At 58.5% G+C, this 23255-nt stretch carries 28 protein-coding genes; 20 read left to right on the forward strand and 8 right to left on the reverse strand.

Annotation, left to right across the window (positions count from 1 at the left end; genetic code table 11):
- A partial coding sequence (locus tag ACESMB_RS01800; protein WP_372970794.1) for a DnaJ domain-containing protein occupies positions 1–735 on the forward strand: 735 nt, incomplete at its 5' end.
- Positions 736–836: 101 nt separating this feature from the next.
- Entirely contained in the window at positions 837–1124 is a 288-nt protein-coding gene (locus ACESMB_RS01805; RefSeq protein ID WP_372924950.1) for a type VI secretion system PAAR protein, read from the forward strand.
- Positions 1125–1131: 7 nt separating this feature from the next.
- Here ACESMB_RS01805 and ACESMB_RS01810 read toward each other — a convergent pair whose 3' ends face one another.
- Positions 1132–2121: a DUF3530 family protein gene (locus tag ACESMB_RS01810; protein WP_372924951.1), complete on the reverse strand. Its 990-nt coding sequence runs from the start codon at positions 2119–2121 to the stop codon at positions 1132–1134.
- A gap of 139 nt (positions 2122–2260) precedes the next feature.
- Between ACESMB_RS01810 and rpe the strand changes: the two genes are divergently transcribed.
- The 6 genes from rpe (at position 2261) to trpC (ending at position 8127) form a co-directional block, all read left to right on the forward strand.
- Positions 2261–2947: a ribulose-phosphate 3-epimerase gene (rpe, locus tag ACESMB_RS01815; RefSeq protein ID WP_372924952.1), complete on the forward strand. Its 687-nt coding sequence runs from the start codon at positions 2261–2263 to the stop codon at positions 2945–2947.
- A complete protein-coding gene (locus ACESMB_RS01820; protein WP_372924953.1) occupies positions 2944–3633 on the forward strand; it encodes a phosphoglycolate phosphatase in 690 nt (229 codons plus the stop codon). The genes rpe and ACESMB_RS01820 overlap by 4 nt, the downstream gene beginning before the upstream one ends.
- 178 nt (positions 3634–3811) lie before the next feature.
- Positions 3812–5299, forward strand: a complete 1488-nt coding sequence (trpE, locus tag ACESMB_RS01825) for an anthranilate synthase component I (protein WP_372924954.1) — start codon at positions 3812–3814, stop codon at positions 5297–5299.
- A 16-nt stretch (positions 5300–5315) separates the two neighbouring features.
- On the forward strand, positions 5316–5894 hold the full coding sequence (locus ACESMB_RS01830) for an aminodeoxychorismate/anthranilate synthase component II (RefSeq protein ID WP_372970795.1): 579 nt from the start codon (positions 5316–5318) through the stop codon (positions 5892–5894).
- 229 nt (positions 5895–6123) lie between these two features.
- Positions 6124–7152: an anthranilate phosphoribosyltransferase gene (gene trpD / locus ACESMB_RS01835; protein WP_372924956.1), complete on the forward strand. Its 1029-nt coding sequence runs from the start codon at positions 6124–6126 to the stop codon at positions 7150–7152.
- Between the two features lie 162 nt (positions 7153–7314).
- Positions 7315–8127, forward strand: a complete 813-nt coding sequence (trpC, locus tag ACESMB_RS01840) for an indole-3-glycerol phosphate synthase TrpC (protein WP_372970796.1) — start codon at positions 7315–7317, stop codon at positions 8125–8127.
- Positions 8128–8168: 41 nt separating this feature from the next.
- Here the strand turns inward: trpC and ACESMB_RS01845 are convergent, their stop codons facing one another.
- The 4 genes from ACESMB_RS01845 to ACESMB_RS01860 form a co-directional block, all read right to left on the reverse strand.
- Complete coding sequence (locus ACESMB_RS01845) at positions 8169–8777, reverse strand: DUF4202 domain-containing protein (protein WP_372924958.1); 609 nt, start codon at positions 8775–8777, stop codon at positions 8169–8171.
- A gap of 4 nt (positions 8778–8781) precedes the next feature.
- The gene (locus ACESMB_RS01850) at positions 8782–9399 is read right to left on the reverse strand and encodes a glutathione S-transferase family protein (protein WP_372924959.1); all 618 of its coding nucleotides are present in this window, start codon (positions 9397–9399) and stop codon (positions 8782–8784) included.
- Between the two features lie 90 nt (positions 9400–9489).
- On the reverse strand, positions 9490–10224 hold the full coding sequence (locus ACESMB_RS01855; RefSeq protein WP_372924960.1) for an alpha/beta fold hydrolase: 735 nt from the start codon (positions 10222–10224) through the stop codon (positions 9490–9492).
- A gap of 2 nt (positions 10225–10226) precedes the next feature.
- The gene (locus ACESMB_RS01860; protein ID WP_372970797.1) at positions 10227–11327 is read right to left on the reverse strand and encodes a M14 family zinc carboxypeptidase; all 1101 of its coding nucleotides are present in this window, start codon (positions 11325–11327) and stop codon (positions 10227–10229) included.
- Positions 11328–11626: 299 nt separating this feature from the next.
- On the opposite strand from ACESMB_RS01860, the gene ACESMB_RS01865 reads away from it, so the two are divergent.
- The 4 genes from ACESMB_RS01865 (at position 11627) to ACESMB_RS01880 (ending at position 15779) form a co-directional block, all read left to right on the forward strand.
- Positions 11627–12595 carry an ABC transporter substrate-binding protein gene (locus tag ACESMB_RS01865; RefSeq protein ID WP_372970798.1) on the forward strand — a complete coding sequence of 323 codons (969 nt, stop codon included), beginning with the start codon at positions 11627–11629 and terminating at the stop codon, positions 12593–12595.
- Between the two features lie 108 nt (positions 12596–12703).
- Positions 12704–13738 carry an ABC transporter permease gene (locus ACESMB_RS01870; RefSeq protein ID WP_372924963.1) on the forward strand — a complete coding sequence of 345 codons (1035 nt, stop codon included), beginning with the start codon at positions 12704–12706 and terminating at the stop codon, positions 13736–13738.
- Positions 13739–13749: 11 nt separating this feature from the next.
- Positions 13750–14808 (forward strand): betaine/proline/choline family ABC transporter ATP-binding protein, encoded by a 1059-nt coding sequence (locus tag ACESMB_RS01875; RefSeq protein WP_372924964.1) that lies wholly within the window; start codon positions 13750–13752, stop codon positions 14806–14808.
- 110 nt (positions 14809–14918) lie between these two features.
- Positions 14919–15779: a substrate-binding periplasmic protein gene (locus tag ACESMB_RS01880; protein WP_372970799.1), complete on the forward strand. Its 861-nt coding sequence runs from the start codon at positions 14919–14921 to the stop codon at positions 15777–15779.
- On the opposite strand, the gene ACESMB_RS01885 is transcribed toward ACESMB_RS01880, so the two are convergent.
- A complete protein-coding gene (locus ACESMB_RS01885; RefSeq protein WP_372924966.1) occupies positions 15754–15918 on the reverse strand; it encodes a hypothetical protein in 165 nt (54 codons plus the stop codon). The genes ACESMB_RS01880 and ACESMB_RS01885 overlap by 26 nt on opposite strands.
- A 145-nt stretch (positions 15919–16063) precedes the next feature.
- Here ACESMB_RS01885 and ACESMB_RS01890 point away from each other — a divergent pair, with 145 nt between their 5' ends.
- A complete protein-coding gene (locus ACESMB_RS01890) occupies positions 16064–16801 on the forward strand; it encodes a glutathione S-transferase family protein (protein ID WP_372924967.1) in 738 nt (245 codons plus the stop codon).
- Here ACESMB_RS01890 and ACESMB_RS01895 read toward each other — a convergent pair.
- Positions 16791–17549: an AraC family transcriptional regulator gene (locus tag ACESMB_RS01895; protein ID WP_372970800.1), complete on the reverse strand. Its 759-nt coding sequence runs from the start codon at positions 17547–17549 to the stop codon at positions 16791–16793. The genes ACESMB_RS01890 and ACESMB_RS01895 overlap by 11 nt on opposite strands.
- Positions 17550–17624: 75 nt before the next feature.
- Here ACESMB_RS01895 and ACESMB_RS01900 point away from each other — a divergent pair, with 75 nt between their 5' ends.
- The 4 genes from ACESMB_RS01900 (at position 17625) to modC (ending at position 20764) form a co-directional block, all read left to right on the forward strand.
- On the forward strand, positions 17625–18059 hold the full coding sequence (locus tag ACESMB_RS01900) for a sterol desaturase family protein (RefSeq protein ID WP_372970801.1): 435 nt from the start codon (positions 17625–17627) through the stop codon (positions 18057–18059).
- Between the two features lie 97 nt (positions 18060–18156).
- Entirely contained in the window at positions 18157–18993 is an 837-nt protein-coding gene (gene modA / locus ACESMB_RS01905) for a molybdate ABC transporter substrate-binding protein (RefSeq protein ID WP_372924970.1), read from the forward strand.
- On the forward strand, positions 18990–19688 hold the full coding sequence (gene modB, locus ACESMB_RS01910; RefSeq protein WP_372924971.1) for a molybdate ABC transporter permease subunit: 699 nt from the start codon (positions 18990–18992) through the stop codon (positions 19686–19688). The genes modA and modB overlap by 4 nt, the downstream gene beginning before the upstream one ends.
- Entirely contained in the window at positions 19685–20764 is a 1080-nt protein-coding gene (gene modC, locus ACESMB_RS01915; RefSeq protein ID WP_372924972.1) for a molybdenum ABC transporter ATP-binding protein, read from the forward strand. Before modB ends, modC begins: the two co-directional genes overlap by 4 nt.
- An 11-nt stretch (positions 20765–20775) precedes the next feature.
- Here the strand turns inward: modC and crp are convergent, their stop codons facing one another.
- A complete protein-coding gene (gene crp / locus ACESMB_RS01920) occupies positions 20776–21417 on the reverse strand; it encodes a cAMP-activated global transcriptional regulator CRP (RefSeq protein WP_007153756.1) in 642 nt (213 codons plus the stop codon).
- Between the two features lie 236 nt (positions 21418–21653).
- On the opposite strand from crp, the gene ACESMB_RS01925 reads away from it, so the two are divergent.
- The 3 genes from ACESMB_RS01925 to ACESMB_RS01935 all read left to right on the forward strand — a co-directional run.
- A complete protein-coding gene (locus tag ACESMB_RS01925) occupies positions 21654–22076 on the forward strand; it encodes an OsmC family protein (protein WP_372924973.1) in 423 nt (140 codons plus the stop codon).
- 197 nt (positions 22077–22273) lie between these two features.
- Positions 22274–23065 carry an adenosylmethionine decarboxylase gene (gene speD, locus ACESMB_RS01930; protein WP_372924974.1) on the forward strand — a complete coding sequence of 264 codons (792 nt, stop codon included), beginning with the start codon at positions 22274–22276 and terminating at the stop codon, positions 23063–23065.
- Between the two features lies 1 nt (position 23066).
- Positions 23067–23255 (forward strand): pirin family protein (locus tag ACESMB_RS01935; protein ID WP_372970802.1); only part of this gene is annotated, 189 nt, incomplete at its 3' end.

The raw sequence follows: 23255 nt of genomic DNA on the forward strand, positions 1-23255 counted from the left end.
AGTAGCCTGCCCACCCGCATGGAAAGCGAGTTCAGTGACCTGTTGAAGGAACTGTCGGCCTGCGGCCACCAGGCCAATGAACTGATGGTCCGAACGCGACTTCCAGGCTGGTGCCGCCGCAGCCTGTTCTTTTTCCTGGGCTACATCGCCAAATCCGATGGACGTGTAACGGAGAAAGACGTCGGCTTTGCAGAAGCGTTGATGAAGGCCCTGAAGCTGTCTTCACGCCAGCGACGCAAGGCCATTGGCTATTTTCGCAAGGGCAAGTCCGCCGAACACATCCCCGGGATGAAGGCCCTCGGCCTTAAGCTGACCCACCGACTCTGGCCCTCTCCAGCCCTGCGCGTTGCCATTTGCCTGTGCCACGCGGCGCAATTGCAGGGGCGCCCGGGAAAACCCAGACGCTATCGCTGCGAAGACGCCATAGACCAGATGGGGTTGCCAATACGGGTCAGCGACGACATTCTCGAAAGCTATGCCTGCAAAGTCTGGATTACCGAACCCGAAGCCCAGCCACGCCCTTCCACATTCGAGCAGGCGTGCCAGCTCCTTGGAGTTACCCGGCGGGATTCGCGGGAGATCATCAAACGGGCCTACCGCAAGAAAGTATCGGAGTGCCACCCGGACAAGCTTGCCCAGCAGGACCTCAGCCCCGCCGAACTGGCTCGGGCCAAGGACCGCCTGCTGAGGTACCAGCAGGCGTGGGAACTGATCAGCCAGCGCATATCGGTTTGAAACCGGGGCGAAGATTGCTAGACTCCCGACGCTGACGGCGCATTACATCAACAGGCACAAGGAATGGAGGCCTGACTGACCCACTGAAAAGGAGAATTCCCATGGGCAAGAAACTCGTTCTTCTCGGAGACATCGGAACCGACCACAATGGCTTCCCTCCAACCCCGGTGATTACCGGCAGTGCCACTGTTTTCATTGACGGCAAACCGGTCGCCCGTCTCGACGACCAGCTGGCCGCGCATTCCAAACCCAAACACCCCCCGCACCCCCGTACCATTGCCGCTGGAAGCCCGACGGTGATGATCGAAGGCAAACCGGCAGCACTGACAGGCGATGCCATCAGTTGTGGCGGTGTGGTTATCGGGTCATCCAGCGCCGTGGGTGGCTGACCGCTCGCTAGCGGTCTGACGCCAGCCAGGCGGAGAGCCGGTTGGCCAGTGCAGGCGCATCGCGGGGTTCCGGCCGATCTGACATCGCAACCGGTTGCCGGGTATAGGCTGTGATGTCTGCGCGCCGGAAAGCAGCCTCACGTTCTTTCGGTGACCTCAACCCTGCTCCCTCCGCCACCTCTGGCGCACGGGAGCTGTGGAGCTCCAGCACCCTGATCTGACCGGCTTCCGAAAGCCACTCGGTCAGGTCCGAGGAATCACTGCGAGCAAACACCGGTGCAATCCAGACCAGTGCCGACACATCGCCACCAGCAGTGGGGGCCATGCGTGCCACATGGCCTGATGCCGTGCCAATACCGGCGACAGCAACCCTGTCATAGCCCTTGTCTTTCAGATCGCCCACCGCCACCGACAGGGTTTTCTGAATCCCGGTGCGATACTGGTCCTCCAGTTCCTCCACATCGACACCGTCCATCACATCAATCATGATCGACTCGCCAGCATCGGTGTTGCCAGTGCCGCCATTACCTGCATTGCTCCGTGACATTTCCGCATCCGTTATCGCTTGCTGCCTCCGGGCCTGCTGAACCGCGTAGGGCGGCGGCTCCAGGCCCACGGTCATCACTGCCCAGCCGGCGCGCGCCATGGGCTGGCGCAAGGCACCGGCCAGTCCCGAAGCAACAGACTGCCCCTCATCCGCGAGAATCAGCAAAGCGCCACTGGCCGGGGTTTCTTTTTCCGGCTCAAACAGGGCCAGCACTCTGTCCTCTTCCGGCGGTTCCAGCCATACGGCGGCATCCGGCCACCTGGCGGCAATTGCCTCCGAATCAAGACCCGTGGAAATCATCGCCCGCCTGCGGTCGGAAGCAGACGCCTGCGTCTCTTCGCCTTGCGATTCTTCGTCTTCCTGGGCCGACACAGCCGGTGCACCAACGACAATAACGATGGCAAGGACAAGCAGTAATCGGGTAACCGGTACTTCAAACCAATTGCTCACAGGCAGTCACTCATTCCGTGCGAAAAATCACCATCAAACTGGTAGACTAGCAGCTTTTGCGGCCCGGCAGCCTTTTGCAGAGGGAACCGCTTTACGCGCCATCGTCGATACCATTATCAAACCGTTCAAGAGAGCCGTCATGAACCCTTACCAGATCGCCCCGTCCATTCTGTCAGCCGATTTTGCCCGACTGGGAGAGGAAGTCGATAACGTATTGGCCGCCGGTGCCGATATTGTCCATTTCGATGTCATGGACAACCACTATGTTCCCAACCTGACCATCGGCCCCATGGTCTGTGAGGCCCTGCGCAAGCACGGGGTTACTGCACCCATCGATGTTCACCTGATGGTATCCCCGGTGGACGATCTGATCCGCATGTTTATCGATGCCGGTGCCAGCTACATCACCTTCCACCCGGAAGCATCGAACCATATTGACCGCTCCCTGCAGCTGATTCGCGAAGGCGGCTGCAAGGCCGGCCTGGTATTCAACCCGGCCACGCCGCTGCACTACATCGACCATGTTATGGACAAGCTGGACATGATTCTGCTGATGTCGGTAAACCCGGGCTTTGGCGGCCAGAAGTTCATCCCCGGCACTCTCGACAAGCTGCGCGAAGCCCGCAAACGCATTGATGCCAGCGGCCGCGATATCCGCCTGGAAATCGATGGCGGCGTGAAAACCGACAATATCCGCGAAATCGCCGAAGCCGGTGCCGACACCTTTGTCGCCGGTTCTGCCATTTTCAACACCGACGACTACAAGGCGACCATCGACAGGATGCGGGCGGAACTGGAACTGGCACAAAAAGGTTCCGGCCAATGAGCCTGGCCGGACTGTTCAGCCAGCGCTGGCCCGGAGTCGCCCTGTTCGACCTTGACGGGACCCTGGTGGACAGCGCACCCGACCTGGCGGCCGCCATTGATTCCATGTTGGAACAACTGGGGCGCCGCCAGGCCGGTATCGATCATGTGCGGCAATGGGTGGGCAACGGTGCCGGTGTACTGGTACGCCGCTCACTGGCAGGGCAGGCAGACTGGGAGCCTGCCAGGGAAAAAGACGATGCGCTGTTCAGCGATGCCCTCGCCATGTTCTACCACGCTTACGAAAACCTGAACGGCCAGCACGCCGTACTCTATGACGGAGTGGAAGAGTGTCTCAGCAGATTAGCCGACTACGGTTGCCGCATGGGCATTGTCACCAACAAGCCGGAACAGTTCGTGGCGCCATTGCTGGAGCAGATGGGCATCGAGCACTGGTTCGACATCAGTATCGGCGGTGACACCCTGCCAGTGCGCAAGCCCGACCCGCAGCCACTGATTCATGCCATGACGGAACTGGGCGGCACCCGGGGCACCACGGTGATGGTGGGGGATTCCGTCACCGATATCAGCGCTGCCCTGGCCGCAGGCATTCCCTCGGTGGCGGTACGTTACGGCTACAACTACGGCGCGCCGGTGGATTCGCTGGGGGCGGATGCAGTTGTTGATTCCCTGGCGCAGCTTTTGTAACCTCACAGGACATTGATTTTGAAACCTTCAATTCGGGAGATTCCTGCCGTGCGGGGACTGGGTCTGATGACAGCGCGAGGCATTCTGACAACCCGCGCAACACGATGGTGGCGATGGCGCACCGGCTGAACGCCGCCCGAAAGTCCACCATACCGATCAGATTTCAGGAATCGTTACCATGACACCCGAGCAATTCGCCGAGCTCGCCGAGGCCGGCTTTAACCGTATCCCCGTCTATCGCGAAGTCCTTGCCGACCTGGATACGCCTCTGAGCACCTACTTCAAACTGGCCAGTGGCCCCTACTCCTACCTGTTCGAATCGGTACAGGGTGGCGAGAAGTGGGGCCGCTACTCCATTATCGGTCTGCCGAGCCGGGAAGTGCTCAAGGTCTTCGATCACGACATCACCATCACCCGTGAAGGCAAGGTCGTCGAGGAAACCACGGCGGAAGACCCTCTGGCCTTTGTGGAAGACTACCAGGGCCGCTTCAACGCACCGGACCTGGATGAATTGCCGCGCTTTAACGGCGGCCTGGTGGGCTACTTCGGCTACGATACCGTGCGCTATATCGAAAAGCGCCTGCGCAAAACCTGCCCCCCCGACAGGATTGGCACGCCCGACATCCTGCTGATGGTATCCGACGAAGTAGTGGTGTTCGATAACCTGCGCGGCAAGCTGCACCTGATCGTCCATGCCGACCCCAGCCAGGAAGGCGCTTACGAGAAGGCCATGCAACGCATCGACGAGCTCGAGTCGCGCCTGCACCGCCAGACCGCCAACGCACCCCGCACCCCGGAACATCTGCGAGGCAAGGCAGTGGACGAGAGCGACTTCATTTCCGGTTTCAACCAGGAGAAGTTCGAAGCGGCCGTGGGCAAGATCAAGGAATACGTGCTGGACGGCGATGTGATGCAGACCGTCATCTCCCAGCGCATGTCGATTCCGTTCGAGGCACCGCCCCTGAACCTTTACCGCTCGCTGCGGGTACTGAACCCCTCCCCCTATATGTACTTCCTGGACCTGGACGACTTCCACATCGTCGGGTCTTCACCAGAAATCCTGGCCCGGGTGGAGGATGAGGAAGTAACCGTTCGCCCAATCGCCGGCACCCGCAAACGCGGCGCCACCGATGCCGAGGACAAGGCCCTGGAAACGGAACTGCTGGCCGACCCCAAGGAAATTGCCGAACACCTGATGCTGATCGACCTGGGCCGCAACGACGCCGGCCGGGTATCGGAAACCGGCACCGTGAAACTGACCGACAAGATGATCGTGGAACGCTACTCCCACGTAATGCACATCGTCTCCAACGTCACCGGCCGCCTGAAAGCGAACACCAGTTGCCTGGATGTCCTGCGAGCCACCCTGCCCGCCGGCACCCTCAGCGGCGCGCCGAAAATCCGCGCCATGGAAATCATCGACGAACTGGAGCCGGTCAAGCGTGGTGTTTACGGCGGTGCCGTAGGCTACCTGTCGTTCAACGGCAACATGGACACCGCCATCGCTATCCGCACCGCGGTGATCAAGGACAATACCCTGCATATCCAGGCCGGTGCCGGTGTGGTGGCGGACTCGGTACCGCGCCTCGAGTGGAAGGAAACCATGAACAAGGGCCGCGCGATCTTCCGCGCGGTGGCCATGACCTACAACGATTTCGACCACTGAGGCGGAGGAACAGATTATGTTGCTGATGATCGATAACTACGATTCCTTCACCTACAACGTGGTGCAATACCTCGCTGAGCTGGGTGCGGATGTTCATGTATATCGCAACGACGAGATCACAGTGGAGGAAATCGAGGCCCTGAAGCCGGAGCGCCTGGTGATCTCCCCTGGACCCTGCACACCCAACGAGGCGGGCATTTCCATGGCTGCGATCCGCCACTTTGCCGGCAAGCTGCCCATCCTCGGCGTGTGCCTGGGCCATCAGGCCATCGGCCAGGTCTACGGAGGCGATGTGATCCGCGCCGGGCGGGTGATGCATGGCAAGGTGTCACCGGTTTACCACAAGGACGAAGGTGTATTCCGCGGCCTGAGCAACCCATTACAGGCGACTCGCTATCACAGCCTGGTGATCGACAAGGACACCCTGCCGGATTGTCTGGAAGTGACTGCCTGGACCCGGAATGACGACGGCTCTGTGGAGGAAATCATGGGGGTTCGTCACAAGACGCTGGCCATTGAGGGGGTTCAGTTTCATCCTGAGTCTATTATGACTGAGCAGGGGCACGAGTTATTGCGGAACTTTCTTAGAAGCTAGTTTTGTTTTGGTGGCCTCTGTAGCCTGGTTCTGACTCCGGACGTTGATGGCGGAGCTCGAGCCGCACAGGGATGTCTTGAGGCGCTTTCGTGAATTGGCCACCCCAGCCATTGACCAAACTCCCTTATGAGAGGGCCAACCCAATAACAGGCCCTGCACCCGGCAGGAAGTTGCTAAGCTAGAACCAAACACAAAAGACAAAAAGCAGATTGACCCAAGAGGCCCACGAATGGACATGAAAGAAGCACTCAACCGCATTGCCTCAAACCTGGACCTGTCCACCGAGGAAATGAAGGACGTTATGCGCATCGTCATGAAAGGCGAAGCTACCGATGCGCAGATCGGGGCTTTTCTGATGGGCCTGCGCCTTAAGAGTGAAACCATCGACGAAATTACCGGCGCCACCGAAGTCATGCGGGAACTGGCCACCAGAGTGACGGTGAACGCCGACCCGCTGGTGGACATTGTGGGTACCGGCGGCGATGGGGCTAACCTGTTTAACGTATCCACGGCGGCGTCTTTTGTGGTGGCAGCCGCTGGCGGCTTCGTGGCCAAGCATGGTAACCGCGCCGTATCGTCCAAAAGCGGCAGCGCGGATCTGCTGGAGAACCTGGGCATCAACCTGCAAATGGCCCCCGAAGAAGTGGCCCGTTGTGTGGAGGAGATCGGCGTCGGCTTCATGTTCGCGCCCGCCCACCACGGCGCCATGAAACACGCCATCGGCCCGCGCAAGGAGCTGGGCTGCCGTACCATCTTCAATATTCTTGGCCCCATGACCAATCCGGCCAGCGTGAAGCGCCAGCTGATCGGTGTGTTCACGAAGGAGTTATGCCGCCCCATGGCAGAGGTTCTGCAGCGCCTGGGCGCCGAACACATCATGGTTGTCCACTCAAAAGATGGCCTGGACGAGATCAGCCTGGCGAGCTCGACCCATGTGGCGGAGCTTAAAAACGGCGAGGTCACTGAATACGACATCACTCCGGAAGACCTGGGCATCAAGAGCCAGGCTCTTGTCGGCCTGACCGTGGACACTGCCGAAGACTCACTGAAACTGATCCGCGCCGCCTTCGGCCGTGGCCACGATGAGATGGCTGAAAAGGCCCGTGACCTGATCGCCTTGAACGCAGGTGCGGCTATCTACGTGGCTGGCCTGGCGAAGACTCCGACCGAGGGTGTCGACATGGCCCTGGACGCCATGGGCTCCGGCCTCGCCGCTGGCAAGATGTCCGAGCTTGCTGACTTTTCGCAGTGTTTCTAATACCGGCCTGCTAATATTGCAGCCGGACGAGCCGGTGGGGAGGCCCTTCCAAAACACGCCCACAAGTACGTCCATGTAGGGCTTGACGTCAGCCATCCATGGCTGACGACAGTTTTGGAAGGGCCTCCCCACCGACTCTCGCACACTTTATACGGGCCTGATATGACTGACAGACATTTGGATAAGACCCCTACCATTCTGCGGAAAATCGTTGACCGGAAATGGGAGGAAATTGGCGAGCGGAAACCGAAAGTTTCCCTTGCAGACCTGAAAGCCATGTCGGGTGACCAACCGCCTGCGCGTGGGTTCGCTGATGCCCTGGGCGCACGAATCAAGGCGCGAACTCCTGCCGTCATTGCCGAGATCAAAAAAGCCTCCCCCAGCAAAGGCATCCTCCGCGATCCGTTTGTGCCCGAAGCCATTGCCGAAAGCTACGAAAAAGGTGGCGCAGCCTGCCTGTCAGTACTTACCGACAAAGACTTCTTCCAGGGCCATGAGGACTTCCTCAAAGCAGCCCGCGCTGCCTGCAGCCTGCCGGTAATCCGCAAGGACTTCATGGTAGCGCCCTATCAGGTCTACGAAAGCCGGGCCATTGGTGCGGATTGCATCCTCCTGATCGCCGCCTGCCTGACTAGAGATCAGATGCAGGAACTGGAAGGCATTGCCCACGAAATCGGGCTGGATGTGCTGGTGGAAGTCCATGACGGTGAGGAATTGAATGACGCACTCACTTTGAAAACACCGCTGGCGGGCATCAACAACCGCAACCTGCATACCTTTGACGTATCGCTGGATACCACTTTCGACCTCCACGAACGTATTTCGACCGACCGTTTAACCATTACTGAAAGCGGCATCATGACCCGGGCCGATGTAGAGACCATGACCGACCGGGGTATCTACGGCTTCCTGGTGGGCGAGTCCTTCATGCGGGCCGAAGAGCCAGGCAAGAAACTGCAAGAGCTGTTTTTCTAGGAGGGCTTACCGCAAAGCTCGAACAAGTCAGCGGGCACGGACTAATCTTCAGCCAACGCCTCCTGCAGCAACGCCAGCAAATGCGCCGGCATCCCTTCGGCCAGTCTCAGCGCAGCCTCGTGCCCCCGCGGAGACATCTTGCCCCAGGTTCTGCGGACAATGCGCAGCCATTTTTCCCGGTCGTAATCAGCGTTCTGCTCATAGAAATCCGCAAAGTAGCGCTCCAGGAACACCATGCAGGCCACATCTTCCAGTAACTGGGTGTCTTCGTCCTTGCGCAACTCCCGTTTGGTCAGAATGGTTTCCACCCGCTCCCATTCTGCTTTCGGATATCCGCACTCAGCCATGATTTCCGCTGCGCGGCGACCGTGCATACGTCCACACGCCTGGCGCCATTCGTAATAGGCCTTTCGCCCTTCCGGAAAATCGCGGCGGGGCATGGTCCAGCGCTCGATGTGCTGGGCCCGGCAGGCAATCTGCATCCGCTCTGAAGGCTCGGACTCAAGCTCATGCAGCCAACGGGTCATGTGCAGGCTGTAGGCATACTCTTTGGGCAAGGGTTGCCCGTCGACCAGTTCGATATTGGGATCGGCCCGGTTGGCTACATCGACTTTTCCCATGGCACAGGCCAACTTATTCGGCTGTTTCATTGGCTCACACCTGAGCAGACGGGCGCTGCTTGATGCGATGGTACCAGGCCTGGAGGTTGGTCTGTTCCGGCTTGATGCGGATGTCCACAACACGGCCGAAGGCAACCGTCGTAAACGCATTGATGTCTGCCGCTGTGAAGCGGTCACAACAGATGTATTCCTTACCTTCCAACTGCTTGTCGAGGAAGTGCATGAACTTCTCCACTGTGGTTCGGCATTCCTCACCCCACTCCTTGATAGGATTCATGCGATCCTTGAAGTAGCCGCTGGTATGCTGAAAGCACATTCCGGTGGGCATGAAAAAGGAAAATTCGATCCAGCGCAGCCACTGTTCTACTAGCGCTTTTTCCAGGGGGGTATCACCCAGCAGGCTTGGGGTATCCGGGTAGCTTTCCTCGAAATAGCGGCAAATGGCCATGGTTTCGGCAATGCAGGTGCCGTCATCCAACTCCATTACCGGCACTTTCTTCATAGGGTTCTTGGCGGCGTATTCCGGCGTCAGGTTCTCACCTTTCAGCAGGTCGATTTCGACAAACTCCGCCTCGTCCAGAAGTCCTTTTTCAGACATGAACATGCGCACCCGGCGTGGATTCGGCGCGGTTTTGGTCTCAAGAATCTTCATTGTTATAGGCTCCATACATCATCGTGGTTAGGCAGCGATAAATCGTATAGAAGACTGACGCGGAAGAACAGTTGCGTCAAGCAACCGCAATCACCGGGGCAGCCAGTTTGCCAACTGGCGGAGAATCCATTCCGGGTCGTCGAGGGGAAGGTCATGACCTGCAGAGGAGTGCACTTTCAGAGTCCATTGCCAGCGCTGCTCAAACGCTTCACTGCATTTCCAGTGTACGATGCGGTCGCCCCTGCTGGCCAGTAGCAGGGCATCGGGCAGCGGCCGTTGTGGTTGCGGCCTGAACGCAGCGGCGGCTTTCAGTTGGGTCCAGGCAGTCCGGAAACTGACCGGACGCTGGCGCTGGATACTGTACCAGTGCTTCATGGTTTCCAGGCTGACTGGCCGGTTGCAGCTCAGCCGCAGGATGTCTGCTTCGCGATCAAACAATTCACGGCGGGATAACAATCGCGCAATGCGGGGCCACGCTGCCGGCCTCATTCTGCGCCAGGGCGGACTGAAGCCGGAACTGGTATTGATCAGCACAAGGTTCTGGATTTCTCCCGCGGGCACATGTTGCGCCCAGTCCAGGGCTACCATTCCCCCCATGGAAAGTGCCAGCAGGCTGTAGGGGCGTGGAACATGCCCCACACTGCGCCGGACCTTCTCCCGAATGGCAGGGATGCTCTCCGGGCAGGGGTCGTTGAAGTGCACGCCGGTACCGGGAAGGTCCACTAGGTGAAACTGCTGTCCCGGAAAAGCATCTGCAAGCAGCCGTGGAAATTCTCCCCAGTGTGACTGCTCCCGGGTGAGTCCACGCAACAGAATCCAGTGCATCGTCAATGATGATCCCTGTACCAGTGGGCGATCGCGGCTTCCCTAAGCATGGACTCCTCATCCCCCAGCGGCAACCAGTTTTCATGGTTGGCAGCAGCGGTGAGGAGAAAATCGATGAAGGTCAGGTGGCTTCTCAGTACCCTGCGATGACGATGGGGTACCAGGGGATTGAAAAACCCGTCCAGGCGCAACAACTGCCTTGGCCGTTTCTTGATCCAGCGCCAGGAACCCAGCTCGAGCGTAAGGGGAATGAAAGCCCCTTCACCGCTGCGGTTAATCTTTTTATAGAAATAATCCCACAGGTCGCCATGGGTCAGGTAGTGCCGGGACTGGGGCTCGAAACGATAGTTGTGTTCCGGCCACGCCTGCTCCCAGATCAGTTTGAGAGCCATTACCGATGCGATCCGGCGCATGGGCCGACGGCGATAGGCGTAGGGGAACCAGATCTGATCCTGCCAGCCAAATCCCGAATGACAGTCCAGCGCAACACTGAAGGGACGGCCAGGCAACAGATCCGCAATGACGGACTCCAGCGCCTGGTTCTCCGCTTCCATACCCTGTTCGGGGTCTCCCGTAAACCAGGGCAGGCGCGATGAGAACCGCTGCCCACCCAGCAGAAAGGCACTGCGATCCTGGGCCGTAATAGGTGCGTTGCGCATCAGGTCCACACCGTTGGGATTGCTGCGTTGGTTGAGATACATACCGCCGGGATTAAGTATCGGTAGCAGCGTAATCCGGACTTTCTTCAACAACGACTGCAGGTGGCTGTCCCAGGAAACCCTGGCCAGCAGGTTGCGCAGCCAGGCCATGATGACTTCACTGCCTATGCGCTCAAGCCCATGCACGCCCCCCACCAGCAGGACTACCGGCGCATCCGGCGCATCGCTGCCCAGATCAATCCGGTAGATCGGTAAATCAATCTGTTTAAGAGCAACCCGCGCCAGCATGCCCACAGAAACCACATCCGGGGCTTCCGCCAGCAAACGCTCCAGACGGACCATCTCCGGTAAAAAGGTTCGCAACAGGTGCCGTTGCCGGCTATTACGACGGGACTGTTCGGCCGGAACGGCAGAATGGGGAGTCAGTTCGCGCAATTCAGTCATGGTGCTCTCCAGTTTCAGGTAACCCTTCAAACTACCGCTGAATTGCTTCATTTTGTTGACAAAAAACCTGTTAAAAAGGAGATGACATATGCGTATTCCAGCGACATTTTACATTAATGGCTTGTAACTCAGGCTCAGAACGTTACTCTTGCAACTACGTAGTAACCGAGGCCATTGCATTTGTCCTGTCCTTTGATCACGCAATCCCGACAAAGCGTTTTCACTTCTCGAGTGGTCCTCCGGACCACTCCAGCGGGCCTCTCCCCGCGTATTCTTCAAACCAGAAAGGAGAACCAATCATGCGAAAGCTAACGCCTGCCGCGCTACTTTGCGCGATGTCTGTTCCCGCACTTGCCCAGGCCGACTGTGGTGAAGTTTCGATCACCGAAATGGGCTGGGCTTCCAACGCCGTTGTTACCGGCGTTGCCAAATTCATCATGGAACAGGGCTATGGTTGCGATGTGACCGTGGTTCCCTCGGATACCGTGCCGGCCGTCACTTCGGTCGCGGAAAACGGAGAACCCGACATTGTCACCGAGCTGTGGCTCAACTCCGCCGGTGAGGCTTACCTTGAACTGGAAGAACAGGGCAAGATCGAGCGCGTAGCCGAAGTTCTGGACCCGGGCGGTGTTGAAGGCTGGTGGATTCCGACCTATCTGGCCGAGAAGCACCCCGAACTGAAAACCATCGAAGGGGTCATGGAAAACCCGGAGCTGGTGGACAAGCGCTTCAACAATTGCCCCAGCGGCTGGGGCTGCCGTGTGGTCAGCGATAACCTGGTCAGGGCACTTGACCTGGAAGACTCCGGTATTGAGGTGTTCGACCACGGCTCCGGCGAAACCATGGCTTCGTCCATGGCGTCAGCAGTTCAGTCTGAGGAGCCCTGGTTCGGGTACTACTGGGGGCCGACCGTACCACTTGGCAAGTACGACATGACCCGCGTTGAGCTGGGCGAGTACAAGCCCGAGGTACACAAACGCAACCAGACCCAGGACGTCGATGATCCGGAGGTGTCTGAATTCCCTGCAGCGACAATCCTGACGTCCATCACCACCGACTTCAAGGATCGCGAGCCGGAGGTGGCAGAAATGCTCAGCCACATGACGTTCAAGACGTCCACCATGAGCGAATTGCTTGCCTGGATGGACTCCAACAATGCTTCTGCCGAAGAAGCAGCTGTGTATTACCTGAGCAATAACAGCGACGAGTGGTCCAGCTGGCTGAACGATTCAGCTAGGGAACGCCTGGCTGCGGCAATGGGACAATAACCCCCTGCCCGCACTGACAGGGCCGGCCCTCCCGGCCCTGTCAACTCCGATAACGGAGAACTCGAAACGAGCCTTTAACATCTGATTGCGACGGGGAACCGACCGCCCATGGCTACCTACGATTTCTTATTTTCATCGCTGGGACTGGAAGACTGGTGCGCAGAAGGCCAGAGTGATGGCCCCATGTCGATGGCCGACTTACTGCAAAAAACCCAGGGAACCAGTAACGAACCCGATTCACTCTGGGATACCCCTTTTCCTTCCATGGACGCGCTCAACGAGTCCTGCGCGGCCTTCCCGAAATCCCGTGAACTGACAAAGGGTCTTGAAGAGGGCTTCCTGTCCATAAAGGATAGTCTGAGCGTTGTTCTGGATCCTTTGACCCAACCCCTGAGCTGGGCCCTCGACGGCACACTCCATGGAATGCTGAATACCCCATGGTGGATTGTCATACCAGTGTTACTGGCCGTGGTTTTCTTTGTGACCAAGTCCTGGAAGCTGGTCGCTTTCGTGGCCGTCAGCCTGTGCCTCCTGGCCTTTATCGACTACTACCGTTATGCCATGGAAACGCTCGCCATAATCTTTGTATGCGCGTTCCTGTGCGTGCTGTTCGGCGTGCCCATTGGCATAGCCATGTCCCGCAGCGACATGATGCAACGCCTGACGGTCCCGGTGCTGGACATGTTGCAGACACTACCACCCTTTGTGTACCTGATTCCGCTGATATTCCTGTTCAGCGTGACCGAGTCGAAACTGTATGGCATCGCCATTATCCTCTACGCCATCGTGCCGGTTATCCGCCTCACCAACCTGGGTATCCGGCTGGTCGATAAAGATGTGATTGAGGCCGCAGACGCCTTCGGCATGACCAGTAATCAGAAGCTGTTCAAGGTCCAGATTCCCCTGGCGCTGCCCAACATCATGGCGGGCGTAAACCAGACCATCATGATGAGCCTGGCAATGGTGGTCATTGCCTCTCTGGTTTCGGCGCCGGGGCTCGGGGTTCTGGTGCTTCAGGGCATTCGCAACCTGGAACTTGGCGTCGGGCTCGTTGCCGGCCTGGGCATCGTCATTCTGGCGGTTATCCTTGACCGGGTAACCAAAGCTTCACTGGCGCGCATCAACGCCTCACAGAATCAGTAAGGGAGCGAATTGTGGACCGGAATATCAAGATTTCCATCCGGAACCTGTACAAGATCTTCGGCCCTGATCCTGTGGGCGCGCTGGAGCATGTACGTGGTGGCGTGGGCAAGGCAGAGCTACTGGAAAAACACAACCACGTTCTGGGCCTGAAGGACATCAACGTGGACGTACACGAAGGCGAGATTACCGTCATCATGGGGCTCTCCGGCTCCGGCAAGTCCACATTGATTCGCCATCTCAATCGGTTGATCGAACCCACTGCGGGTGAGGTCGAGGTGGATGGCGAAAACGTCCTGCAGTTCAACGAGGACCAGTTGAGGAAACTTCGACGTGAACGGATGTCGATGGTCTTCCAGAAGTTTGCCCTGCTACCCCACAAGACGGTGTTGGAAAATGCCGGTATGGCATTGCTGGTTCGGGGTTTTGCTGTCGAGGAATTCGAGGCCGACGCCAAAAAATGGCTTGCCAGGGTTGGCCTGGAAGGCAATGAATACCAGTACCCCCACCAGCTTTCCGGTGGCATGCAACAACGTGTGGGAATTGCCCGTGCGCTGGCATCGAACTCACCGATCATGCTGATGGACGAGGCTTTCTCGGCGCTGGACCCACTGATTCGCTCCGACATGCAGGATCTGCTGCTGGAACTGCAGGACGAGTTGCAGAAAACCGTTGTATTCATCACCCACGATCTGGACGAATCCCTGAAACTGGCGGACCACCTGGTCATCCTCAAGGACGGGCACATTGTCCAGCAGGGCGAGCCCCAGGAAATCCTGATGTACCCCAACGACCCTTACATCACGGACTTCATCAGCGACATTAACCGCGCACGGGTGCTGCGGGTGCGATCGGTGATGAACAAAACCACGGAAGAACCGGAAGTCTGCGCCGGCGATATCTCCGACCGAGACAATCTGGAGTCGGTCATCGCCCGATCAGATGGCGATACCAATCTTACCTACCGTGTAGTCAGAAGTGGAAAGCAGGTGGGTATCCTCGACATGAAGGAACTGGTCAAGGCCCTGGTACCTACCGAAGCCTCTGAAGGCGATGCCAGGAGCCGTTACTGACAACGAACTCTGTAGCATGGAATGCCACCCGCATGCAGGTGACAGATTCATGATACCGGGACTATGATTAAAGCATTGCCGCAGTTCCGCGGTGCCCCCGGACTACAGCCATGTTCCGATCTGTCTGCACTGTATTGGCTCTTTGGTTGCTTTTTTCAGGCTGCTCCCAGCCTGACAGTGACGAAGCCGAAGCAGTACCTGAAACCTCTACGGATACTTCGCGGACTGCCGGCATTGTCGACAACCAGAGCCGCCCGGACACCATCGTAATTGCTGCAGACCCCTGGTGCCCGCACAACTGTGAGGCCGGCGCCGATCATGAAGGCTACATGGTGGATCTCGCCCGGGAGATCCTCGTCGAGTCCGGGTACTCAGTCGAGTACATCAATGTCAGTTGGGCAAGGGCTCTGCAGATGACCCGGGACGGCCAGCTGGATGCCATTGTCGGCGCTTTCAGAACCGACGCGCAGGATTTCGTTTTCCCGGACACAGCACAGGGCCACTCATCCATCGCACTGTTTACCCACCCGGACAACGACTGGACCTATAGCGGCATCGAATCACTGCACGACAAGACGCTACTGGTGATCAACGGATACTCCTACACCGTGGAGCTGGATCGCTATATCGCCCGGTACCAGGCGGACCGGGACAGAATATGGATAATTTCCGGCCCTTCCCCGCTCAACAGGGCCATCGAACTTCTGGACCAGGCGCGCACGGACATCTTTGTTGAAGATGCCTCTGTTATATCCTGGTGGGCCCAGAGCTCCGGAAGGCTGGCCACTCCGCCCCGGGAGGCGGGACTGGTCAGCGAATCCGAAGCTTTTGTGGCCTTTTCTCCGGCCCGGGAAGACGCAGAAAAACTGGCAGACCTGCTTTCAGAGGGCACCCGACAACGTATAGAAAACGGCCGGCTCCAGCAAATCCTGGACACCTACGGGCTCACTCTGTGGACTGAAACGCCTTGATCATGCGGCCGTCCGACGATATCAGCAGCAATTCACCCTGCCGGCCGATATCAAACCTTCTGATGTCTGACAACAGCGACAGGAAACGGTTTGCCTGGTTCATCAGCGCCGGAGCCCAGGCCTTCTTGGTGGAAGCCATTCATTGTCAGTTTCCTGTTCCGTTCGTTAGGGGGCCATCGCCGCAGGTTATTCCGGCCGCTGCCGATTTTAAAGCACAGCCGTTACCATTTCCTGCCTCAAAGCATTACGCTTAAGCCATTCGATACCCTGGAGAACGCTGCACCATGGCCATCAAACTGTACCAGTTTGCAATATCCCATTACTGCGAAAAGGTTCGCTGGGCGCTGGATTACAAGGGCCTGAATTACGAGGCCATCAGTCTTCTCCCCGGCCAGCATGTCAACACCGTCCGCAAACTCACCGGCGGCGACTCTTCGGTGCCGGTGCTGGACCATGACGGCCACCGGATCCAGGGATCAAAGGAAATCATCGACTACCTGGACGGCACCTTTCCGGAGAACCCGCTAACACCAGCCGACCCTGACATCCGCGAGGTTGCGCTGGCCTGGGAACAGCGGCTGGATGATGAGGCGGGGCCTGCCGTGCGCTGCTACTCCTACCATCATTTCCTGCAGCGACCCAGGGTGGTCGTTCCCATGTTGGCGGCAGGCACGCCCTTCTACAACCGGATCCTGCTGAAACTGGCCTTCAGCCGCGTGGATGAGATCATGCGCAAGTGGATGAAGATCAATGAAAAAACGGCGGAACGATCGCGGGAAACCATGGAAGCCTACCTGACCGAACTTGCCGGGACGTACCGGCACAACCCCTACCTCGCTGGCGCCAGCTTCTCGCGCGCCGACCTTGCCGCTGCCGCGCTTTTCGCGCCCATGTTCCAGCCGGAGCAATACCCGGTGCCCTGGCCCAAACCGGCAAAAATCCCGCGAGACATCAAGGCCTGGCTGGACCAGTGGCAACCTCAGATCGAGCCGCTGGCAACGATTTACGCCGCTAATCGCTGAGCCACTGCCGGCGATCTCTGCCCGGGGAGTTGCCGGTCCAGCGGCGATAGGCACGAGTAAAGGAACTCTGCTCGGAAAAGCCCAGCAGCAGGGCAATGTCCGTCAGTGTCAGCGACGGGTCTGCAAGGTATTGCCGGGCCAGTTGCTCGCGGCTGCGGTCCAGCCATTGTTGCCAGCTAAACTGATACCTGGCCTGGCGGTCCAGCAACTCCCGCAGAGTCGGGTCCCGCCGCGGCATGGGCAGGTCCAGGTAATGCAGTGGAAACCGCACCCGCACATGGCTGTCGTTCCATGTTACCGGACACCCGAAGAAGGTCTCGTAGGCGCCGGCGGTTTCACTTTCAACGCTCTCGAGAAAACTGACCGCCACGGGTGGAGGTGCCCGGTCAATCTGGCGACGCATGAAGGTCACCAGAGCAGCAATGGCTGCGCCATCAACCTGCTGGCCCAGTTCGTTGTCAGAGGGTGGCCAGCGCATCTCCACCTGATCACCGATAACCTCTATCTCCGCCAGCCTTGTACCGTAAAACAGGGTTTCGTAGCGCTGGTAGGCCATCATGGCCTCCCCCAGTGTATCGGAGGCAAGCACCAAATAGCCCAGAACCCCTACGTGGCCCGGAAGAACACAGGCTCCAACGTCCAGCTCTGGCGCAACACGGCCCGGCACCAATGCCAGCCCCCGGGACAGTAGATCCCGCCAGACCGGTACCGGCACATTGTCCCTCGATGCCCATCGTGCCAGCGCCACCCGCAGCTGGCCGGCGTCCAGCCCCTCCTGATCCAGCCAGTCGGAAAGCAGAACGCTACCAACATCTTCAATGGCATGTGGGTGTTTTACCTGCCCCTGGCATTGATCGGCTTCAATCCGGTTTGGATCGGCGTTGCCTATGCCCTGTCACTGGTGTATCAGTTCTTCATCCACACAACCCTGGTCGGTAAACTTCCCGGCTGGGTGGAGATGGTGTTCAATACCCCCAGCCACCACCGGGTCCACCACGGTCGCAATCCCGGCTACATCGACCGCAACTGTGGCGGTATGCTAATCATCCGGGACCGGCTTTTCGGCACCTTCATAGCCGAAGATGAACAGGCACCGCCGGAATACGGTATTATGCGGCCGGTGCACTCCAACAATCTGCTGATACTGTGGACCCACGAATACCTGGATCTGTTCCGGGCCATGGCCAGGCCCGGAAACCTGCTGGCTCGGCTGAAACACCTTTGGAAGCCACCGGAATGGAACCGGGATACAAAATAGCGGTGCAAGCACGGGTTTTTCCGGGTCTTTCCCAATTCCGGGGCGGTTTTAGCGCTAAACTCCGGTTACGCCAATAACCAGCACGGAATCAACTGCCATGGACCTGCAGGAAAGCTTCATCAACAGCCCGGATCACCACCGGGTTCGAACCACGGGAGTGCGCCCTGCCATGACGGCAAAAATCCTTTCACTGCTGGCCCTGGCTCTGCTGATGACCACCGGAACGGCGCTGGCAGGCGGCGAAGTCAGGCTGGCCGTTGCCGCCAATTTCCACGATGCCGCTGAGCGCCTCGCTGTCCGTTTTACCGAATCAACCGGCCACAGCACCCGGATCAGCTACGGATCCACGGGCAAACTGTATGCCCAGATCCGGCATGGCGCGCCATTTGATGTGTTTCTTGCAGCAGACCGGGAGCGGCCACGCCTGATGGAGGATAATGGCTCCGGGGTTGCCGGCACGCGTTTTACCTACGCCCTGGGTAAATTGGTCTTCTGGAGTGCGGATCCGGAAGCATTCGAGGACCCGGAAGCCTTCCTGCGTGATGGCAGCTTCCGTCGCCTGGCCATTGCCAATCCGCGAACCGCGCCCTATGGCCTGGCCGCCCGGCAAACCCTGCAACACCTGGCGATCTGGGAATCCCTGGAAAACCGGCTGGTCATGGGCGAATCCATCGCACAGACCTTCCAGTTCGTGGCCACTGGCAACGCAAAAGCGGGTTTCATAGCGCTGGCGCAGCTCCGCGACGGGCACCGGGGCGGTGCCCACTGGGAAGTACCGTCTAAGCACCATGAGCCCATTGCACAGCAGGCCATCCTCCTGGACAGAGGCCGGGGCAACGATGCGGCAGGCGCCTGGCTCGACTTCCTCGCCAGCAGTGAAGCACAGGACATTATCCGCCAATACGGCTACGATATCCCCCAAGAGTCCGAATGACCCCTGGAGTATCAATGAGCCCGGAATGGCAAACCGTCTGGCTGACCCTGAAGCTTGCCGGCATCACAACTGTTCTTCTGATGGTTATCGGAACCCCCATTGCCTGGTGGCTTGCCCGCAGCAAACACTGGCTCAGACAACCCGTAGCGGCGATCGTGGCGCTGCCACTGGTGCTGCCCCCGACAGTACTGGGGTTTTACCTGCTGTTGCTTATGGGCCCTGAGGGCGTGGTGGGTATAATGACGGAAAGCCTCGGGCTTGGCACACTGCCCTTTACCTTCGCCGGCCTGGTTATCGCGTCAGTCATCTATTCGCTGCCCTTCACGGTGCAGCCCCTTCAGAACGTGTTTTCAACGGTCAATGAGCGGATGCTTGAGGTTGCCGCCACACTGCGGGCCTCACCGCTAGACCGCTTTTTCTCTGTGGTGATTCCTCTGGCCCGCCCCGGTTTCCTGACCGCGGCGGTGCTGACTTTTGCCCATACCCTGGGTGAATTCGGCGTGGTACTGATGATTGGCGGCAATATCCCCGGCGAAACCCGGGTGCTGTCGGTGGCTATCTACGACCATGTGGAAACTCTGGAATATGGCAAGGCCCATCTGTTGGCCGGCGGCATGCTGGTATTTTCCTTTCTCGTTCTGCTGACGCTCTACCTGATCAACGGACGCCTGAATAACGGGAACCTGAAATCATGAAAGAGCCCGGAATCCTTGCCCGCTTCGAAACCGGTTTCGAACGTTTCCGGCTGGAAGTGGACCTGGAACTGCCCGGCGACGGCGTGACTGCGCTGTTCGGTCATTCCGGCTGCGGCAAAACCACTCTGTTGCGCTGCATTGCTGGCCTGCAGGCCAGTTCCGGCCGGCTGTCCGTCAACGGAGACGTGTGGCAGGACAGCAACACCAGCGTGCCGGTTCATAAACGTCCCCTGGCCTATGTATTCCAGGAAACCAGCCTGTTCCCGCACCTGTCAGTCAGCGGCAACCTGGATTTTGGCTACCGCCGCACGCCAGCGGCACAGCGGCGGATTCACCCACAGCAGGTAATCGACTGGCTGGGGCTGGGGCATTTAATGGAGCGCAGGCCGGAACGACTTTCCGGAGGCGAGCGCCAGCGCGTGGCCATTGCCCGTGCCCTGTTGAATAGCCCCCGGCTGTTGCTGATGGACGAACCCCTGTCGGCGCTGGACCAGGCCAGCAAACGGGATATATTCCCTTACCTGGAAACCCTGCGGGATACCCTGGATATTCCCGTCATCTATGTGTCCCATTCCGCGGCAGAGGTGGCGAGGCTGGCAGACTATATTGTGATGATGGACCAGGGCCGGGTGCTCGCTGAAGGTGGGCTGCAGGAAACACTGGCACGACCCGACCAGCCCTTTGCCCTGGAGCATGATGCGGCGGTGATTGTTCCGGCGGTTATCCGCGAACGGGATGACCAGTGGCATTTGTGCCGGGCGGAGTTCGAAGGCGGCAGCCTGTGGTTTCGGGATGACCGCCAGCCTGAAACCGGCACCGCAGTGAGACTGCAGATACTGGCCCGGGATGTGAGCATTGCGCTGGCGGCCAACCATGACCAGAGTTTCCAGAACCTGCTGCCAGCCAGGGTCACCGACATGGCAGCGGAGCAGCGCCCGGGATTGACTACGGTTCGCCTGCATGTGGGCGAGACGGCTTTCCTCGCCCGCATTACCAGCCGCGCGGTTCACCAACTGGGCCTTGCTCCCGGCATGGCGGTGTGCCTGCAGATCAAGAGCGTGGTCATTGTGGAATAAGGCGAGGCCGTCTAACGGGTGCCGTACACCACCATGGTCTTGCCCTTGACCCGCACCAGGCCCTGATCTTCGAGGGTTTTGAGTACCCGACCGACCATCTCGCGGGAGCAACCGACAATGCGGCCGATTTCCTGGCGGGTTATCTTGATCTGCATGCCATCCGGGTGGGTCATGGCGTCCGGCTCCTTGCACAGGTCCAGCAGGGTACGGGCTACACGGCCGGTGACGTCCAGGAATGCAAGGTCGCCTACCTTGCGGGTGGTCTGGCGCAGGCGTGAGGCCATCTGCTCGCCAATGAAGTAGAGCACCCTCGGATCCTGCTGGGCAATTTCACGGAACTTGGTGTAGCTGATCTCGGCAACTTCGCACTCGGTCTTGGCCTTTACCCAGGCACTGCGGGAGTCCATGTTATCGAACAGCCCCATCTCTCCAAAGAAGTCCCCGGCATTCAGGTAGGCCATGATCATCTCGCGGCCGTCGTCATCCTCAATGATGACGGTAACGGATCCCTTGACGATGTAAAACAGTGAATCGCTTTTATCCCCCGCATAGATGATGGTGCTCTTGGCGGGGTAACGCCGACGATGGCATTGCGAAAGAAAATAGTCGAGGTGCTTGGTTTTCTGCTCAACCGGCTTGACGATAGTGGCCATAATGCGAGTCATGCCTCCTTAGAACTGGCGGGGTCCTGATGTTTTTATTAACCCTGCTTTCCTTGCGGGTTTATTCATTATGAACGCAACTTATAGCAAGAAGGCACCGTTTCGGCAACCTGAACCGGTATAGACCAGATCTTCGCAGCTGACTTTGCCAGGGCTGCCGGGCTTTCCGGGATGTGCTAGCATCCCTGCCAATTGCACGTTATATCCCTTCCGGAGCACGAGAAAAGATGAAAGCAACCATTGACTGGACCGGTGACGCCAGTTTCAGGGCAACCAGTGGCAGTGGCCACGCCGTACAGATGGACGGGCCGCCCGACCATGGCGGCAAGGACCTGGGGCCTCGCCCCATGGAGATGATGCTGATGGGGCTTGGTGGCTGTTCCGCTTTTGACGTAATGAGCATCCTGCAAAAAAGCCGTCAGGACGTCACCGGCTGCCACACAGAAGTGGAGGCAGAACGGGCCGATGCCGTGCCTGCGGTCTTTACCCGCATTCACCTGCATTTCGTGGTCACCGGAAACAGCCTGAAGGAAAATCTGGTGAAAAGAGCAGTCAGTCTTTCTGCCGAAAAATACTGTTCTGCGTCCATCATGCTGGAAAAGGCCGGGGTGGAAATCACCCACAGCTACGAGACCCGAGAGGTGTCCTGAGCAGTGACAACTACGGATGCTACAATGTTGTCTCGAACTCTACCCAAATCAAGGGTCGGTGTGCATAATACGCACCCTCTCCGCCGGTCTGCGCAAAAGGTAAACACCCCGGTCAGTTATCGGTGGCGGCCTTGGTGGCATGCGACAAACAGGCATGACCACTGACACTCATCTCCAGTCACTTGGGGGGGCTGAACATGGAAACCAAACTACAGCTGCATGGTTTCAATAACCTGACCAAATCACTGAGCTTCAACATCTATGACATCTGTTATGCGCAGACCGAAGAGCAACGTGAAGCCTACATCGATTACATTGACGAGATGTACAATGCCGAGCGCCTGACCCAGATCCTCACCGACGTGGTCAAGATCATCGGCGCCAACGTGCTGAATATCGCCCGCCAGGACTACGAGCCCCACGGCGCCTCCGTCACCATGCTGATCGCCGAGCATGAACTCAGTGACGGCGAACCGGACAATGAGGAGTCACCCGGCCCGCTGCCGGACGCCATCGTGGCCCACCTGGACAAGAGCCACGTTACCGTGCATACCTATCCGGAGAGTCATCCCCACGACGGCGTAAGCACCTTTCGCGCCGATATAGACGTGTCCACCTGTGGCCTGATCTCGCCGTTGAAAGTGCTGAACTACCTGATCCACAGTTTCGATTCCGACGTGGTCACCGTGGATTACCGTGTACGGGGCTTTACCCGAGATGTGGATGGTACCAAGCACTATATTGATCACGACATCAACTCGATCCAGAACTATCTGACCGAGGATACCCAGAACGCCTACCAGATGATTGACGTCAACGTGTACCAGGAAAACCTGTTCCACACCAAGATGATGCTCAAGAACTTCAAACTGGACAATTACGTATTCGGGGTCAATGCCGGCGACCTGGATCCACAGGAGGCGCAGTCGATTGAAGACCGCCTGAGGCGGGAAATGCTTGAGATTTTCTACTCCCGCAACGTGGAATAGAATGCCCCTACGATCCATCAAACAGACTATCCCCGCCCTGGAAACCTCCGATGGCGCCGGTGTGCGCATCAAGCGCTCACTTGGCCAGCATCAGAACATCCGTCTGGACCCGTTCCTGATGCTGGACGAATTCGGCTCCGACCAGCCCCAGGACTATATTGCCGGTTTCCCGTCCCATCCTCACCGCGGG

The organism is Marinobacter sp., from assembly GCF_041686475.1.
In the GTDB taxonomy this organism is placed as follows: Bacteria; Pseudomonadota; Gammaproteobacteria; order Pseudomonadales; family Oleiphilaceae; genus Marinobacter.